Origin of the sequence: Streptomyces triculaminicus (assembly GCF_017349075.1) — a bacterium.
Classification (GTDB): domain Bacteria; phylum Actinomycetota; class Actinomycetes; order Streptomycetales; family Streptomycetaceae; genus Streptomyces; species Streptomyces triculaminicus.
Map to the genome: position 1 here is coordinate 1,000,201 of NZ_JAFMOF010000001.1, position 16,183 is coordinate 1,016,383.

Annotated in this window: 16 protein-coding genes; 4 read left to right on the top strand and 12 right to left on the bottom strand. The window is 71.0% G+C overall.

What is annotated here, in order from left to right; genetic code table 11:
* The first annotated feature begins 57 nt into the window (after positions 1 to 57).
* Positions 58 to 1,212: a lipase family protein gene (locus tag J1792_RS04640; protein WP_086567604.1), complete on the top strand. Its 1,155-nt coding sequence runs from the start codon at positions 58 to 60 to the stop codon at positions 1,210 to 1,212.
* A 48-nt stretch (positions 1,213 to 1,260) separates the two neighbouring features.
* Here the strand turns inward: J1792_RS04640 and J1792_RS04645 are convergent, their stop codons facing one another.
* The 6 genes from J1792_RS04645 to J1792_RS04670 form a co-directional block, all read right to left on the bottom strand.
* Positions 1,261 to 3,153 (bottom strand): AMP-dependent synthetase/ligase, encoded by a 1,893-nt coding sequence (locus J1792_RS04645; RefSeq protein ID WP_086567602.1) that lies wholly within the window; start codon positions 3,151 to 3,153, stop codon positions 1,261 to 1,263.
* Between the two features lie 118 nt (positions 3,154 to 3,271).
* Positions 3,272 to 3,964 carry a TetR/AcrR family transcriptional regulator gene (locus J1792_RS04650; RefSeq protein ID WP_242645438.1) on the bottom strand — a complete coding sequence of 231 codons (693 nt, stop codon included), beginning with the start codon at positions 3,962 to 3,964 and terminating at the stop codon, positions 3,272 to 3,274.
* Between the two features lie 95 nt (positions 3,965 to 4,059).
* Positions 4,060 to 5,391, bottom strand: a complete 1,332-nt coding sequence (locus J1792_RS04655; protein ID WP_086567613.1) for a dicarboxylate/amino acid:cation symporter — start codon at positions 5,389 to 5,391, stop codon at positions 4,060 to 4,062.
* A 132-nt stretch (positions 5,392 to 5,523) separates the two neighbouring features.
* The gene (locus J1792_RS04660; protein ID WP_086567601.1) at positions 5,524 to 5,823 is read right to left on the bottom strand and encodes a DUF4229 domain-containing protein; all 300 of its coding nucleotides are present in this window, start codon (positions 5,821 to 5,823) and stop codon (positions 5,524 to 5,526) included.
* Between the two features lie 77 nt (positions 5,824 to 5,900).
* Complete coding sequence (mqnE, locus tag J1792_RS04665; RefSeq protein ID WP_086567599.1) at positions 5,901 to 7,064, bottom strand: aminofutalosine synthase MqnE; 1,164 nt, start codon at positions 7,062 to 7,064, stop codon at positions 5,901 to 5,903.
* A gap of 65 nt (positions 7,065 to 7,129) precedes the next feature.
* Positions 7,130 to 7,585, bottom strand: coding sequence for an Lrp/AsnC family transcriptional regulator (locus J1792_RS04670; protein ID WP_086567598.1), 456 nt, complete (start codon positions 7,583 to 7,585; stop codon positions 7,130 to 7,132).
* A 138-nt stretch (positions 7,586 to 7,723) separates the two neighbouring features.
* Here J1792_RS04670 and J1792_RS35000 point away from each other — a divergent pair, with 138 nt between their 5' ends.
* Positions 7,724 to 7,858, top strand: a complete 135-nt coding sequence (locus J1792_RS35000; protein ID WP_278186245.1) for a hypothetical protein — start codon at positions 7,724 to 7,726, stop codon at positions 7,856 to 7,858.
* Here the strand turns inward: J1792_RS35000 and J1792_RS04675 are convergent.
* Positions 7,855 to 8,544: a UbiX family flavin prenyltransferase gene (locus tag J1792_RS04675; protein WP_086567596.1), complete on the bottom strand. Its 690-nt coding sequence runs from the start codon at positions 8,542 to 8,544 to the stop codon at positions 7,855 to 7,857. The genes J1792_RS35000 and J1792_RS04675 overlap by 4 nt on opposite strands.
* 264 nt (positions 8,545 to 8,808) lie before the next feature.
* On the opposite strand from J1792_RS04675, the gene J1792_RS04680 reads away from it, so the two are divergent.
* Positions 8,809 to 9,798 carry a hypothetical protein gene (locus J1792_RS04680; protein ID WP_086567595.1) on the top strand — a complete coding sequence of 330 codons (990 nt, stop codon included), beginning with the start codon at positions 8,809 to 8,811 and terminating at the stop codon, positions 9,796 to 9,798.
* A gap of 85 nt (positions 9,799 to 9,883) precedes the next feature.
* Here J1792_RS04680 and mqnP read toward each other — a convergent pair whose 3' ends face one another.
* Both mqnP and J1792_RS04690 read right to left on the bottom strand, forming a co-directional pair.
* Positions 9,884 to 10,783: a menaquinone biosynthesis prenyltransferase MqnP gene (gene mqnP / locus J1792_RS04685; protein ID WP_086567593.1), complete on the bottom strand. Its 900-nt coding sequence runs from the start codon at positions 10,781 to 10,783 to the stop codon at positions 9,884 to 9,886.
* On the bottom strand, positions 10,780 to 12,231 hold the full coding sequence (locus J1792_RS04690; RefSeq protein WP_086567591.1) for a menaquinone biosynthesis decarboxylase: 1,452 nt from the start codon (positions 12,229 to 12,231) through the stop codon (positions 10,780 to 10,782). Before J1792_RS04690 ends, mqnP begins: the two co-directional genes overlap by 4 nt.
* Before the next feature lie 87 nt (positions 12,232 to 12,318).
* Between J1792_RS04690 and J1792_RS04695 the strand changes: the two genes are divergently transcribed.
* Positions 12,319 to 12,624, top strand: a complete 306-nt coding sequence (locus J1792_RS04695; RefSeq protein WP_086567589.1) for a PLD nuclease N-terminal domain-containing protein — start codon at positions 12,319 to 12,321, stop codon at positions 12,622 to 12,624.
* 9 nt (positions 12,625 to 12,633) lie between these two features.
* Here J1792_RS04695 and J1792_RS04700 read toward each other — a convergent pair whose 3' ends face one another.
* The 3 genes from J1792_RS04700 to resB all read right to left on the bottom strand — a co-directional run bounded on the left by J1792_RS04700 (position 12,634) and on the right by resB (position 16,183).
* Complete coding sequence (locus tag J1792_RS04700; RefSeq protein WP_086567586.1) at positions 12,634 to 13,158, bottom strand: SRPBCC domain-containing protein; 525 nt, start codon at positions 13,156 to 13,158, stop codon at positions 12,634 to 12,636.
* 113 nt (positions 13,159 to 13,271) lie between these two features.
* Positions 13,272 to 14,351 carry a c-type cytochrome biogenesis protein CcsB gene (ccsB, locus tag J1792_RS04705; protein WP_086567584.1) on the bottom strand — a complete coding sequence of 360 codons (1,080 nt, stop codon included), beginning with the start codon at positions 14,349 to 14,351 and terminating at the stop codon, positions 13,272 to 13,274.
* Complete coding sequence (gene resB / locus J1792_RS04710) at positions 14,348 to 16,183, bottom strand: cytochrome c biogenesis protein ResB (protein ID WP_086567582.1); 1,836 nt, start codon at positions 16,181 to 16,183, stop codon at positions 14,348 to 14,350. Before resB ends, ccsB begins: the two co-directional genes overlap by 4 nt.

Below are 16,183 nucleotides of genomic sequence, written 5' to 3' on the forward strand. Positions count from 1 at the left end.
CCGGTCACTACCGTCGGCCCAACTGCCTCAGCCACACCGGACAGTTGGGAGAACCGCATGCACCTGCGCACCAGAGCCCTCACCGCGCTCGCCGCGCTGGCCGTCTCGTTCGGCCTGACGAACGGCACCGCCTCCGCCACCGGGCAGACGGCCGGATCGCCCGGCGACATCGTCACCTCCGCCCCCACCTCCTTCCACCCCCTGCCCGGCCAGCCCACCTTCACCAAGGCCTGGCACATCACCTACCGCTCCACCACCGCCCAGGGCGCGCCCAACATCGTCTCCGGCACCGTGATCGTCCCCCAGGACGGCAGAAAGGGCCCGCGCCCCCTGGTCACCTACGCCGTGGGCACGGTCGGCCTGGCCGACCACTGCGCCCCCTCGGCCGGCTTCCCCCGCGGCACCACCCTCGAGGCCAACCTCATCCAGCAACTCACCCTGCGCGGCTGGGCCGTGGCCGTCACCGACTACGAGGGCCTGGGCACCCCCGGCGATCACACCTACGCCGTCGGCCGCGCCGAGGGCCACGCCGTCCTCGACGCCGCCCGCGCCGCGCAGCGGCTGCCGGCCGCCGGGCTGGGCGCGAAGAGCCCCGTCGGCATCATGGGCTACTCCCAGGGCGGCCAGGCCACCAGTTGGGCGGCCGAGCTGCACGACTCGTACGCCCCCGAACTCGACGTGCGCGGCACCGCCACCGGCGGCGTGCCCGCCGACCTGCTCAAGACCGCCCAGTACAACGACGGCGGCATCGGCGCCGGCCTCGCCCTGATGGCCGCCGCCGGCCAGAACGCCGCCTACCCCGAGCTCGACCTGGACCGCTACCTCAACGCCAAGGGCCGTTCCTACATCGACTTCATGAAGAAGAACTGCGTCGCCGTCGGCGCCGTCGCCGGCCTCTTCAAGCGCATCTCGGACGTCACCGTCACCAACCCCCTCCAGGCCGCCGACTGGCAGCGCGCCCTGCACGACTCCGACCTGGGCACCCATGCGCCGGACCACCCCGTGTACCTCTACCACGGGGTGATCGACGAACTGATCCCGTACGGCGTGGGCAAGCAGCTGCGCGCCGACTGGTGCGCCAAGGGCGCGGCGGTCCAGTGGAAGTCGCTGCCGTTCGGCGAGCACGTCCTGGGCGTGATCACGGAGTCGATACCGGCGGCCAACTGGCTGGCCGACCGCTTCGCGGGCAAGCCCGCCGCCGGCAACTGCTAGCGGGACGGGGCGGGTCCGGGGGCCGCGGCCCCCGGACCCGCCCCGGGCTCACCCGCCGTACAGGGCCGCGATCTCCGCGGCGAAGTCCCGCGCGATGGCGGCGCGCCGGAGCTTCAGCGACGGCGTGATGTACCCCGACTCCTCCGTGAAGGCGACCGGCAGCACCGTGAACCGCCGGATCGACTCCGCCCGCGACACCAGCGAGTTCGCGTCGTCCACCGCCTCCTGCAGCGCGGCCCGCAGCGCCGGGTCCGCCACGAGCTCCTGCAGCGGCACGTCCTCCAGCCCGTTCATCTTCTGCCAGTGCGCGAAGCCGTCCGCGTCGAGGGTGATCAGCGCGCCGACGTAGGGCCGGTCGTCCCCGACCACCACGCACTGGTCGACCAGCGGATGCGCCCGCAGCCGGTCCTCCAGCGGGGCGGGGGCCACGTTCTTGCCGCCCGAGGTGACGATCAGCTCCTTCTTCCGGCCGGTGATGGTCAGATAGCCGTCGTCGTCGAGCGCGCCGATGTCCCCGGTGGCGAACCACTCCCCCGCGTCCGGCCGCACCGCCTCCCGCCGGCCGGCGTCCCAGTACCCGGCGAAGACATGCCCGCCGCGCAGCAGCACCTCGCCGTCCTCGGCGATGCGCACCCCGCCGCCGGGCAGCGGCCAGCCGACCGTCCCCAGGCGGGGGCGCAGCGGCGGCGTCAGGGTGGCGGCGGCCGTGGTCTCGGTCAGGCCGTAGCCCTCGAAGACCTCGATGCCGGCGCCCGCGTAGAAGGCGGCGAGCCGGGGGCCGAGCGGGGAGCCGCCGCTGATGACATAGCGGACCCGGCCGCCGAGCGCGGCGCGGATGCGGCGGTAGACCAGCGGGTCGTACAGCGCCCGGGCCGCCCTCAGCCGGGGCCCCGGGCCGGGCCCGGTGCCGTGCCGCCGGGCGGCGTCGGCCTCGCCGTGGCGGCGGGCGACGGAGGCCGCGCGGTCGAAGGAGCCGGCCCGGCCCATGCGCTCGGCCGTCGCCCGGCCGGTGTTGTAGATCTTCTCCAGGACGTAGGGGATGGACAGCAGGAACGTCGGCCGGAACCCGGCGAGGTCGGCGCGCAGCTCCTCGGGGCGGATGCTGGGGGCGTGCCCCAGCCGGACGCGCGCCCGCAGGCAGCCGACCGCGACCATGCGCCCGAAGACGTGCGAGAGCGGCAGGAAGAGCAGGGTGGAGGCGGCCTCCCCGGTCGTGGCCTTGAAGACCGGGTGCAGCAGCCCTGTCGCGTTGTCGACCTCGGCGAAGAAGTTGGCGTGCGTCAGGACGCAGCCCTTGGGGCGGCCGGTGGTGCCGGAGGTGTAGATGAGGGTGGCGATGTCGTCGGGGGTACGGGCGGCGCGCCGCTCGTCCACCGCGGCGTTGGGCAGGGACCGTCCGGCGGCGACGAGCGCGCCGACGGCGTCCTCCTCCAGGCGCCAGAGGTGGGCGAGGTCCGGCAGGTCCCCGGCGGCGACGACCTCCGCCTGGCCGGCGGTCTCGACCACGCAGGCGACCGCGCCGGAGTCGCGCAGGATCCAGTGGGTCTGGACGGGCGAGGAGGTGGGGTAGACGGGGACGGTGACCAGGCCCGCCGCCCAGGCCGCGAAGTCCAGCAGCGTCCACTCGTAGGACGTACGGGCCATGATGGCGAGCCGGTCGCCGGGCCTCAGCCCGTGGGCGAGGAGGCCCTTGGCGACCGAGCGCACCTCGGCGGCGAAGCGGGCGGCGGTGACGTCGCGCCACAGCCCGTCGGGCTGCCTGCGGCCGAGCACCACGTCGGCGGGGGCCTCGGCGGCGTTGTCGAAGGGGAGGTCGCCGAGCGAGCCGCGCGGGGCGGGTCCGGCGAGCGGGGGGACGAAGGCCTCGCGGACGACGCCGGCGACGGCCGTCGTGCGGGGCGGGACGAGCGGAGGCAAGGTGGTGCTGGGCGGTACGGACACGTGCGGCTCCTGACCCACATGCGAGACCGGCAAGTAACCTTACTCAGCGGTAAATCTATGGCCGTAAATGTACGCGCGGTGGCGGGGGGCGGCCAGGGCCGCGCCGGCGCCGGACGACTCACGGACGGGCGGTACACGTCCAGCGACGCCCGTTCATGAGGTTGTCCAGGCCGACCCACACCACGTTCATCAGCGTCTCCGCCGTCGCCTTCTCCGAGGGGCCGGTGTCGGCCCCGGAGTTGGCCCAGCCCGCCAGGGACTCGGCGGCGCCCACGACCGCGTGCGCCAGCCCGGCGGCCTCGTGGGGCGCCAGCGGCACGGCGGGCGCGGCGGAGCGGGCGGTCTCCGCGATCAGCCGGGTGACCAGGTCGACGATCTGCTGCCGCAGCCCCGCCACCACCAGCGCGAACGGCTCCCCGTGGGTCCGCGCCTGGCAGCTGAGGACCGCCCACCCCGCGGGGTGCTCGGCGGTGTGCGCGAAGAAGGCGAGCAGCCCGCACCACAGCCGCCGGTCGGCGGGCGCGTCCGGCACGGTCGCGCCCCGCACCGCCGCGAGCAGCGCCTCGGCCTCGCGCCGGATGCACGCGCTGAACAGGTCTTCCTTGGAGTTCAGATAGAGGTAGACCAGTGGCTTGGAGGCGCCGGCCAGCTCGGCGATCTCGTCCATGGACGCGGCGTTGTAGCCGCGCCGGGCGAACACCTCGACGGCCGCGTCGAGCATCTGCCGCTCGCGCACCTCCCGGGGCATCCGTTTGGTCCTGCCGCCGGCCTTGCGCTTGGCCCTGGACTCCACGGGCTCGATGGAACTCATGACATTCACGACAAAATCCCTCCCCCCCGTCACGTTACCGGCAGGTAATATCACGGGGAGGAGGGACGTCAAGGGTAGGGATCAAGCCGCCCGGCTCACGCCGCGGCCGGCTCCGGCGCCGCCTGCACGGCCGGCTCCAGCCGCGAGCCGTCGGCCGTCTCGTACGCCTCGCGGTCCAGGATCTTCTCCCGGGACGCCACGAGGATCGGGATCACCGACTGCCCGGCGACGTTCGTCGCGGTGCGCATCATGTCCACGATCGGGTCGATGGCCAGCAGCAGGCCCACGCCCGCCATCGGCAGGCCCAGCGTCGACAGGGTCAGGGTCAGCATCACCGTGGCGCCGGTCAGGCCGGCGGTCGCGGCGGAGCCGATGACCGAGACGAAGACGATCAGGACGTAGTCCTTGATCTCCAGCGGCACGTCGAAGACCTGGGCGACGAAGATCGCGGCGATGGCCGGGTAGATCGAGGCGCAGCCGTCCATCTTGGTCGTCGAGCCGAACGGCACCGCGAAGGAGGCGTACTCCTTCGGCACGCCGAGCCGCTCGGTGACCTTCTGCGTCAGCGGCATGGTGCCGACGGAGGAGCGGGAGACGAAGGCCAGCTGGATGGCCGGCCAGGCGCCCTTGAAGAAGCGCAGCGGGTTGACCTTGGCGACCGTGGCCAGCAGCAGCGGGTAGACGCCGAACAGCACGATGGCGCAGCCGACGTAGATGTCGGCGGTGAAGGTCGCGTACTTGCTGATCAGGCCCCAGCCGTAGGTGTAGACGGCCTTGCCGACCAGGCCCAGGCTGCCGAGCGGGGCGAGGCGGATGACCCACCACAGCACCTTCTGCAGCAGCTGGAGGACGGACTCGCTGAAGGTCAGCAGCGGCTGGGCCTTCTCGCCGATCTGCAGCACGGCGACGCCGGCGACGGCGGCCATGAAGACGATCTGCAGGACGTTCAGCTCGGTGAAGGGCGTGATGACGTCGGTGGGGACGATGCCGGTGAGGAAGTCCAGCCAGGAGCCGTGCTTCTTGGGCTCGGCGCCGTCGGCGGCGGTCAGGCCGGTGCCGGCGCCCGGGTCGGTGAGCAGGCCGATGGCGAGGCCGATGACGACCGCGATCAGCGACGTGATCATGAACCAGAGCAGGGTCCGGGTGGCCAGCCGGGCGGCGTTGGAGACGTTCCGCAGGTTGGTGATCGACACCAGGATGGCGAAGAACACCAGCGGCGCGACCACCACCATCAGCAGCTGGACGAAGATGCCGCCGGTCTTGTCGAGGGCGGTCTGCAGCCAGGAGACGTCACCGCTCTTGGCGACCCAGCCCAGCAGGGCGCCCAGCACGAGGGCGAGCAGGATCTGGGCCCAGAAGGGGACATTGAGGATGCGCGATATGCGCCCGCGCTGAGCGGACGCCGGGTTGGACGGGGGCGTCGACATGCCGACCACGGTAACACCGGCGCTTTGAGCCACCCAAAGGGAAACTTTGAGACGCACGATGCCCGAAACGCGTCGACGCCCTGGCGCGAAAGGGGTATTCCGCGACAGGGCGTCGATGAGGTGTGAGAAGACTTACGCGCCGTTCTGGGCGCCGTCCTCCTGGCCGGCGCTGGCGTCGAGGCGGGCCTTGGCCCGGTCCACCCGCTCCACGATCTGCACCGACATGGCGTCGCGCTGCTTGCGCAGCAGGACCCAGCTCAGCGGGGCGGAGAGGATGAGCGCGAGCAGCACCATCCAGACCAGGTTGGAGTCGCCGGCCCCGAGCGGGATGACGTGCGCGTAGCACAGCACCCACACCAGGGCGAAGCATGCGACGAGCAGGCCCAGACGCAGGGCGGTGTAGCGGAGCGACGCGTACTTCTGGCTACTCACGGACGGGACCTTCTTCTCGACGACGACCGAAAGGTGCGGCTTTGGTACAGCCAGTACAGCACGCCGCGAAGTGGATCTCAGACCCGCATCGGCTGCGGCGACTCCCGCAGCGAGGCGTCCGGACCGGGGTACTCGCGGATGACCTCGTAGCGGGTGTTGCGCTCGACCGGCCGGAAGCCCGCCTCGCGGATGAGCTCGAGCAGGTCGTCGCGGGTGAGCTTGTTGGGCGTGCCGTAGTTGTCCGCGTCGTGGGTGATCTTGTACTCCACGACCGAGCCGTCCATGTCGTCCGCGCCGTACTGCAGGGCGAGCTGGGCGGTCTGGACGCCGTGCATCACCCAGAACACCTTCACGTGCGGCACGTTGTCGAACAGCAGCCGCGAGACCGCGAAGGTCTTGAGCGCCTCGGCGCCCGTCGCCATCGACGTGCGCGCCTGCAGGCGGTTACGGATCTTGCCGTCCTTCATGTCCACGAAGTCGTGCTGGTAGCGCAGCGGGATGAAGACGTGGAAGCCGCCGGTCTCGTCCTGCAGCTCGCGCAGCCGCAGCACGTGGTCCACGCGGTGGCGGGGCTCCTCGATGTGGCCGTAGAGCATCGTGCAGGGGCCCTTGAGGCCCTTGGAGTGCGCCAGACGGTGGATGCGCGACCAGTCCTCCCAGTGGGTGTCGTGGTCGACGATGTGCTGGCGGACCTCCCAGTCGAAGATCTCCGCACCGCCACCGGTCAGCGACTCCAGACCGGCGTCGATCAGCTCGTCGAGGATCTCGTCGGCGGGCAGCCCGGAGATCTTCTCGAAGTGCTGGATCTCGGTGGCGGTGAAGGCCTTCAGGGAGACGTTCGGCAGCGCTTCCTTCAGCGCCCGCAGGGAGCGCGGGTAGTAGCGCCAGGGCAGGGTCGGGTGCAGGCCGTTGACGATGTGCAGCTCGGTGAGGTTGTCGTTCTCCATCGCCTTGGCGAGGCGGACGGCCTCCTCGATGCGCATGGTGTACGCGTCCTTCTCGCCCGGCTTGCGCTGGAACGAGCAGTACGCGCACGACGCCGTGCACACGTTGGTCATGTTGAGGTGGCGGTTGACGTTGAAGTGGACGACGTCGCCGTTCTTGCGCGTGCGCACCTCGTTGGCCAGGCCGCCCAGCCAGGCCAGGTCGTCGGACTCGTACAGAGCGATGCCGTCCTCGCGGGTGAGCCGCTCACCGGCGTGCACCTTCTCCTCCAGCTCACGCTTGAGCCCCGCGTCCATGGATGCGCCCGCCTCTCTGTCACTTCCGCTGCTGCGGCAACCTCAACGAGCGTACTCCCCCGCTCTCACGCCTCCTCGGGGAGCTCACCCACCCGGTTCTCCCACTTGGTGGACAGCACGATGGTCGTCCTGGTGCGGCTGACGCCCTTGGTGCCGGACAGGCGGCGGATGGTGCGCTCCAGGCCGTCCACGTCGCCGACGCGGACCTTGAGCATGTACGAGTCGTCGCCGGCGATGAACCAGCAGTCCTCGATCTCCTCCAGGTCGCGCAGTCGGCGGGCCACGTCCTCGTGGTCGGCGGCGTCCGAGAGCTGAATGCCGATCAGGGCGGTGACGCCCAGGCCGAGCGACGCGGAGTTGACGGTCGCGCGGTAGCCGGTGATGACGCCCGCCGCCTCCAGGCGGTTGATCCGGTCCGTGACGCTCGGCCCGGACAGGCCGACCAGCCTGCCCAGCTCCGCGTACGAGGCCCGGCCGTTCTCCCGTAGAGCCTGGATGAGCTGCCTGTCCACCGCGTCCATTGCCTGGCACCTTTCAATAATCAGCGAAGTCGCCGGTTTACGTGTAGAATCTAAGGCGTACGGGGCTCCCGGCCCCATAAATCTTTCACCAGATCAGCGAATCAACGACGATCCTTCGATCTCAGGAGTGAAGCGCCCGTGTACTCGATCGAGATGGCCTACGCCCGCATGCGTGAGCTGCAGGACCTGGCCAACCGCTCGCGTGCCCACCAGTCCGCCGACGCGCACCGCGCGAACGAGAAGCCCCGCTTCCGCCGCGCCAAGAAGCGCTAACCCGCGCGGCGGGGACCACTGGCACCACCGAGTTCTCCTTCCCACCGGCGGTACAGCCGGTGCGGCACCCCCGCCGCGTCCAGCACCCTCCCGGCGACGAAGTCCACCAGATCCTGGATGTGCGTCGCCCCCGCGTAGAACGCCGGCGAGGCGGGCAGCACCACGGCTCCCGCTTCGTCGAGCGCCACGAGCTGCCTGAGCGTCTGACCGCTGAGCGGCGTCTCGCGCACCGCGACGATCAACGGCCGTCGCTCCTTGAGCGTCACGCTCGCCACCCGCTGCAGAAGGTCCTTCGACAGACCCATGGCCACTCCGGCCACACAGGCCGTGCTCGCCGGGACGATCAGCATCCCCTTCACGGGGTACGAGCCCGACGACGGCCCGGCGGCGAGGTCGCCCGCCGCCCAGTACCGCACGTCGGACACGTCGGCGTCGAAGGTCGCCGGCTTGCCGTCCGCCCCCAGCGCCAGCCAGGCGCGCAGGTCGTCCCGCCAGTGCGCGTCCCGGAACGCGATCCCGGTCTCGTCCAGCAGCGTCAGCCGCGAGGCCCGGCTGACCACCAGGTCCACCGCCTCGCCCGCCGCCAGCAGCCCGCGCACCACTGCCGCGGCGTACGGCGTCCCGGACGCGCCGGAGACGCCCACCACCCACGGCCGGCGCTGCGTTGTGTGTTCATACCGCTCCACGCCCCGAGCCTATCCGCAGGCCGCAGTCACGGCCGAAAAGTCCTTTGACATGCTTAATCTTCCTGGCATTGATTAGGTTTTGCCCAGGATCAGTCAATTGGGGGGGCCATCATCCACCGCACGCACAAGGGCCTGGCCGCACTCGGCGGCCTGGCGCTCATAGCCGCCGCATCCACCGCCTGCGAGCCCGGCAAGGTCGGCACCGCGGCCAAGGTCCAGCGGGCCTTCGACAACCTGGGCAAGCAGAAGGCCTACTCCGCCGAGATGTCCGTCGACGCGAACGCGGAGAAGATCTACGACGTCCTCAAGGACACGGACGACTTCGACCGCGGCGACGCCGACATGCTCGCGGGCCTGAAGTACTCCTTCTCGGCCACCTACGACAAGCCGCTCAAGGACGTCACCGACAAGGACGACAAGAGCGCGAAGATCGCCTACAAGGTGGTCCGCGGCGGCAAGCAGCTCGTCGAGGTCCGCTCCACCGACGGCAAGTCCTATGTGCGCACCGACCTCAAGGAGGTCGTCTCCCTCGTCCAGAAGTCCGGCAAGGACGGCGGGGGCTCGGAGCCGGGCGCTCCGGGGGCGGTCATCGACGAGATGACGAAGAAGGCCGACCGGCTGCCCGCTGACATGGGCGGGGTCAAGAGCGCCCTCAAGGGCGAGTGGGTCGTCCTCGACAACGCCGCCGCCGAGGAGTTCGCCAAGTCCCAGGGCGCCGGCGACACCCCCGGCGCGCCGAACCCCCTCTCGCCGGACGGCAAGTCCCAGAAGCGGTTCCTCGACGCCTTCCGCAAGGCGCTCGGCGACGAGGCGCACTTCAAGGACGCGGGCAAGAAGAACGGCGTGGACCACGTGCTGGTCACCGTCCCCGCGAAGAAGGTCGCCGAGGACGTCAAGGAGGGCCTCAAGCCGCTGAAGGACAAGCTGAATCCTTTCGGCAAGCAGGACAAGGGCAAGGACGACAGCCTCGAGGACCTCCCCGAGAAGCTCACGGCCGACGTCGCCATCAAGAACGGCACGCTCACCGGGCTGACCGTCGACGCCGCCCAGTTCGACAAGAAGGCCAAGGGCCACCTGCCGCTGACCATCACCGTCAAGAACGGCGACGCCGCGGCCGTCGAGGCCCCCTCCGGCGCCCAGGAACTCAAGCCGCAGGACCTCCTCCGCGCGCTCATGACCATGGGCGCCGACCGACTCGCCGACGAGGGCGGGGCGCACGGGCGCCCGGAGAAGACCGGCTTCGAAGGCATCTGACGGCGGGACGGACACAAAGGGGCGGCCCCACCTCTCAAGGTGGGGCCGCCCCTTTACGTCCGTACGGCTGTGTCCGTACGTGCGGTCAGGACACCGTCAGGCCCCGCACCAGCAGGTCGAGCAGCGCGCAGGCGAAAAGCGCGATACCGACGAAACCGTTGACCGTGAAGAACGCGCGGTTGAGCCGCGAGAGGTCGTGCGGCTTGACGATCGTGTGCTCGTACAGGAAGGCGCCCGCCACGACCACCAGCCCGGCCCAGAAGAACACTCCGGCGCCGACGGCCAGCGCGTACCAGACCAGCAGGCCCGTGGTGATCGCGTGACAGACCCGCGCGCCGTACAGCGAGGCCGGGACGCCGAAGCGGGCCGGGGTGGACTTCACCCCGTGCTCACGGTCCGACTCCACGTCCTGGCAGGCGTAGATCAGGTCGAAGCCGCCGATCCAGACGCCCACGGCGAGGCCCAGGATCACCGACTCCCAGGACCACTTCCCCGTCACCGCCAGCCACGCGCCCACCGGCGCCATGGCCTGGGCGAGGCCCAGGATCGCGTGCGGGAAGTGGGTGAAGCGCTTGCCGTACGGATAGACCACCATCGGGATCACGGCGATCGGCGCGAGCGCCAGGCACAGCGGGTTCAGCAGCGCGGCGGCACCGAGGAAGAAGACCACGGCCACCCCCGCCCCGGTCCACGCCGAGCGCACCGACACCGCGCCCGTCACCATCTCCCGGCCCGCCGTGCGGGGGTTGCGGGCGTCGATCTCACGGTCGATGACGCGGTTGCAGGCCATCGCGAAGGTGCGCAGTCCCACCATGGCGACGGTGACCAGCAGCAGCCGCACCCAGTGGATGTTCCTGTCCAGCTGGAACATCGCCGTCAGGGCGGCGATGTAGGCGAAGGGCAGCGCGAAGACCGAGTGCTCGATCATCACCAGGCGCAGGAACGCCTTGGTCCGGCCCGGTTGGGCGACGACGGCCGTGGTCACAGCCCGTACTCCTTCCAGCGGCGGTCGACCGTGGCGGCCGTCTCGGGGTCCGACTCGACCATCCGCGGCCAGCCTCCGTCGCGGGTGTAGCCCTCCTCGGGCCACTTCGCGGTGGCGTCGATGCCCGCCTTGCCGCCCCAGAACTGCTGGTAGGAGGCGTGGTCGAGGTGGTCGACCGGGCCCTCGACGACGGTGAGGTCGCGGGCGTAGTCGGTGTTGCCCAGGGCCCGCCAGGACACCTCGTGCAGGTCGTGGACGTCGCAGTCGGAGTCGACGACGATGATCAGCTTGGTCAGCGACATCATGTGCGCGCCCCAGATGGCGTGCATGACCTTCTGGGCGTGCTTGGGGTACTTCTTGTCGATCGAGACGATCGCGCAGTTGTGGAAGCCGCCGGACTCCGGCAGGTGGTAGTCCACGATGTCGGGGACGATCACCTTCAGCAGCGGCAGGAAGAAGCGCTCGGTGGCCCGGCCCAGCGGCCCGTCCTCCGTCGGCGGACGGCCGACGACGATCGACTGCAGCAGCGGGCGTCGCCGCATGGTGACGCAGTCGATGGTGAGCGCCGGGAAGTCCTCCTGCGGCGTGTAGAAGCCGGTGTGGTCGCCGAAGGGGCCCTCGGGAAGCATCTTCCCGGGCTCGAGCCAGCCCTCGATGACGACCTCGGCGTTGGCCGGGACCTGCAGCGGCACGGTCTTGCAGTCGACCATCTCGACCCGCTTGCCCTGGATGAAGCCGGCGAGGAGGTACTCGTCGATGTCGCCGGGCAGCGGCGCGGTGGAGGCGTACGTCACCGCCGGCGGGCAGCCGAAGGCGATGGCGACCGGCAGGCGCTCGCCGCGCTTGGCGGCCACCTGGTAGTGGTTGCGGCTGTCCTTGTGGATCTGCCAGTGCATGCCGATGGTGCGCTTGTCGTGGCGCTGCAGGCGGTAGAGGCCGAGGTTCCGGACGCCGGTCTCGGGGTGCTTGGTGTGGGTGAGACCGAGGTTGAAGAAGGAGCCGCCGTCCTCGGGCCAGGTGAACAGCGCCGGCAGCTGCTCGAGGTCGACGTCGTCGCCGGTGAGGACGACCTCCTGGACCGGCGCGTCCTTGACCTTCTTCGGCGGTACGTGCGCCATCGCGCCCAGCTTGCCGAAGGCCTCCCGCATGCCGATGAAGCCCTGCGGCAGCTCGGGCTTGAGCAGCCCGCCGATCTTCTCGCTGATCTCCTCGTAGGACGTGAGGCCGAGGGCCTTGAGGAGCCGGCGGTCGGTGCCGAAGACGTTCATGGCCAGCGGCATCGCCGCGCCCTTGACGTTCTCGAAGAGCAGCGCGGGACCGCCCGACTTGTTCACTCTGTCGACGATCTCCCCGATCTCCAGGTACGGGTCGACTTCAGCCTTGATGCGCTTGAGATCGCCATCGCGCTCCAGTGCCCGCAGGAAGGAGCGAAGATCGTCGTAAGCCATGCGTTCCAGTATCGAGCACGCACTACCCTGGACCCGTCACGGGGGCCGCCGAGCGGCCCGCATCACCGCTCTCCGGGGGCCGCCGCCATGCTCAGGTATCTGCCGTTCCTGCTGATCCTGGCGTTGTGGATCTATGCCTTCATCGACTGCCTGAACACTCCGGAGAACGAGGTACGGGGCCTGCCGAAGCTGGCGTGGGTGTTCGTCATCCTGCTCTTCGGCGAGGTGCTCGTGGGCCCGGTGGCCTGGCTGGTCGCCGGCCGGCCCCGCACCCGTACGCACACCCGCCCGGCGCGCCGGGAGTGGGTGGCACCGGACGACAACCCGGAGTTCCTGCGCTCGCTGAGGAAGGACGACGACAAGGACCCGGGCGGCGAGGGCCCGAAGGGTTAGGCCGGCGGGCTAGTCCAGCCGCCCGGACTCGTAGCGCTCCCTCAGCTCGCGCCAGCGGTCCATCGTCCACTGCGACCAGTCGGCCGGCTGCCCACCGAGGGCCTGCAGCAGGTACTCGAAGTGGTGGTGCCAGCCGGCGAGGCAGTCCAGGCGGACGTCGTCGGGCCCGGTCATCTCGTTGGTGAAGTGCAGCAGCGTCCCGCCCACGCCCAGCGGCCCGCGCTCCAGCTCGAAGCGGATCCGCCCGTGGATCTCGACGGTGTACTCGACGAGCTGCGTCGGATCCCAGGCGGTCACCCGGCCGGGAGCGACCGTGGCGTGGCCCTTGGCGTCGGTGTTCTGCCACCGCAGCGTGATCGCCCCGCCCTCGCGCTGCTCGAACGGATCGGCGACGGCCAGCCACGCCGGCAGCCCCTCGGGGGTGGCGATGGCGGCCCACACCTCGTCGACGGGGTACGGGATCGACAGCTCGTAGCGCAGGACGTGGATGTCGCCCTTGGTCTCGGACGCGCCGTAGGGGGAGGGGATCTCCATGGGTCCACGTCTAACACGGTCGGCAGCGGCTCGCCTGCCGGCGCTCGCGCGAAGGCCCGCTCCCCCGAACGAGGAAGCGGGCCTTCGTACGCGCGCGTGGCGCGAGGGTACGGTCACACCCCCGCGTAGGAGTGCTTGCCGCTCAGCAGGATGTTCACGCCGTAGTAGTTGAAGAGGTAGCAGGCGAAGGCCAGCAGGGCCAGGTAGGCGGCCTTGCGGCCCTTCCAGCCGGCGGTGGCGCGGGCGTGGAGGTAGCAGGCGTAGGCGACCCAGGTGATGAAGGACCAGACCTCCTTGGGGTCCCAGCCCCAGTAGCGGCCCCAGGCGGCCTCGGCCCAGATCGCGCCCGCGATGATCGTGAACGTCCACAGCGGGAAGACGGTGGCGTTGATGCGGTACGCGAACTTGTCGAGCGTGGCGGCCGACGGCAGGCGGGAGAGGACGTTGTCCCAGGCGCCGGCGGGGCGGCCCTCGGCGGCGTGCGCCTCGTGGGCGTCGCGGAAGAGGTAGAACAGGCTCGACGTCGCGCCCACCCACAGCGCCGCGCCCGAGAGGATGGCGCAGGAGACGTGGATCCACAGCCAGTACGAGTGCAGGGCGGGCACCAGCTGGTCGCTGTCGGTGTAGAGCACGGAGACGGCCAGGCCCAGGTCGAGGAGGATCGACGTGGTCAGCGGCAGGCCCAGCCAGCGGACGTTCTTCTTGGCGACGAGCAGGCCGAGGTAGACGCCGACGGCGGCCATGGCGAAGGTCGTGGAGAACTCGTACATGTTGCCCCACGGCGCCCGCTGCACCGACAGGGCGCGGCTGAGCACGCCGCCCACGTGCAGGGCGAAGGCCAGCACGGTCAGGGAGACCGCGATGCGGCCGTAGAGGTCGCCCTTCTCGCTGCCGCCCGCGGCGCCGGGGCCGTCGGGGACGTCACGGCTGCCGGGGGCGGAGCGGGTGACGACCTTGGGGCGCTCCAGGACGGCCGTGCCGCCGCTCTGCGCGCTCTTGGCGGTGGTGACGGTCACCGCGGCCGCGGCCGGCGCCGTGAGCGCGGCCGCGGTCCGGCCGACGGCGCTGCGGCTGCCGAAGACCCACTCCGCGATGTGCGCGAGGAAGGCGAGGGTGTAGACGGCCATGGCCGAGTAGACCAGCACATTGCTGATGTGGGCCAGGTTCTCGTTGGTTGCGGCGGCGAGGGTCACGCGCGCGCTCCTTCGGACGTTTCGGCGGGGGCTTCGGGGGCTGGGGAGGCGCCTTCGCGGGCGTCGTCGGCGGGCGCGTCCGGCGCGGCGGCCCCGGAGTCGTCGCCCTCGGCGTCACCGGTGGCGTCGCCGGCCACCTGCGGGGCGTCGGGCTGCAGGGCCGCGGCCAGGTCGGCGAGCTCCTCGGGCAGCCGGGCGGACTCGCTGCGGCCGAGGCCGGCCAGCTCCACGACCGTGGTGCCGTCCGCGCCCCTGACCGCCCGCACCCACACGCGGCGGCGCTGGATGAACAGCGACCCGGCCAGGCCGACCAGCGCGGCGACGGCGCCGGCCAGCGCGGCGCCGTTGCCCGGCTTCTGGGACACCTGGAAGGTGGCCCACTGCCGGATGCCGTCGAAGTGCAGCGTGCCCGCGCCGTCCGGCAGCGTCATGGTGTCGCCGACCTTCATGGCCTGGGCGAAGGCCCTGCCGTCCGGGTTCTTGAACTGCTTCATCTTCGTCGTGTCGAGCTGGTACACGCTCTGCGGCACGCCCGAGTCGACGCCGAGGCTGCCCCGGTAGGCGGTCAGCACCAGCCGCGGATTGTCCAGCGCGGGGAACTGGCTGAACATGGTGCCGGTGCGCAGGTCCAGCGTCGGCACGAAGTTGCCCTGGAAGCCGAGGTCGTCGGGCTTGCCGTCCTTGTCGCGGTAGTCGGCCACCTTCAGCACCGAGGTCTCGGTGACGTTGCTGTCCAGCGGCAGCGAGGGGATCGGGCCCTTGAAGGCGATGTCGCCCTTGCCGTCGCGGACGGTGACCATCGGGGCGTAGCCGTGGCCGATGAGGTAGACCTTCGAGCGGGTCGTCTCCAGCGGCTCGTTCACCTTGATGGTGGCCTTGCGGCGCTCGGCGCCGGGCTTGTCCCGGTAGGTGACGTGGGCGGCGTAGTCGCGCGGCGTGCCCTTCTGGGGGCCGGTGCGCTCGTAGCTCCCGGAGAAGCTGTCGAGGTCGAAGTCGAAGGGGTCGAGGTCGTCGGCGTCGAACAGCGAGCCGGCCTTGAAGTCGTCGTACTGGGTGAGGTTGTTCGCGAAGCCGTCGCCCTCGACGACGAGCTTGCCGCCCTCGGACTTCCACAGCTGGCCGGAGGCGAAGGCCACCAGCAGCACGATCAGGGAGATGTGGAAGAGGAGGTTGCCCGCCTCGCGGAGGTAGCCCTTCTCGCCGCCGACCGAGTCCGCGGCCGTCTCGGTGCGGAAGCGGCGCCGCTTGAGGATCCGGCCGGCCGCGGCCAGCACCTGCTCCGGCTCCGCCGACGTGCGCCAGGTGGCGTGGGCGGGCATCCGGTCCAGGTGGCGCGGGGCGGCCGGCGGGCGGCCGCGCAGCTGGCCGACGAACTGCCAGGTGCGCGGGATGATGCAGCCGATGAGGGAGACGAACAGCAGGATGTAGATCGCGGAGAACCACACCGAGCTGTAGACGTGGAAGAGCCCGAGCTTCTCGTACAGGGGCGCGAGGGTCTCGTGCTCCTTCTGCCACTGCTCGGCCTTGAGCTGGTCCACGCCGGTCTGCGGCACGAGCGAGCCGGGGATGGTGGCGAGCGAGAGCAGGAACAGCAGCAGCAGCGCCACCCGCATGGACGTCAGCTGGCGCCAGAACCAGCGCACCCAGCCCGTCGCCTCGCGCGCGGACCAGGCCAGCCACCCCAGCGCGCCGGGAGCGCGCACGCCGCCGAAGGAGCCGGGCATCGCCTGGCCCCGGTCCTCGGCGGGGGCGGTGGACATCCGCGCGCCCGCGGCGCCGGCCTCGGATTCCTCCGGGGCCGGTGCGGATGCGCTCTTATCGGTCTTGGCCAT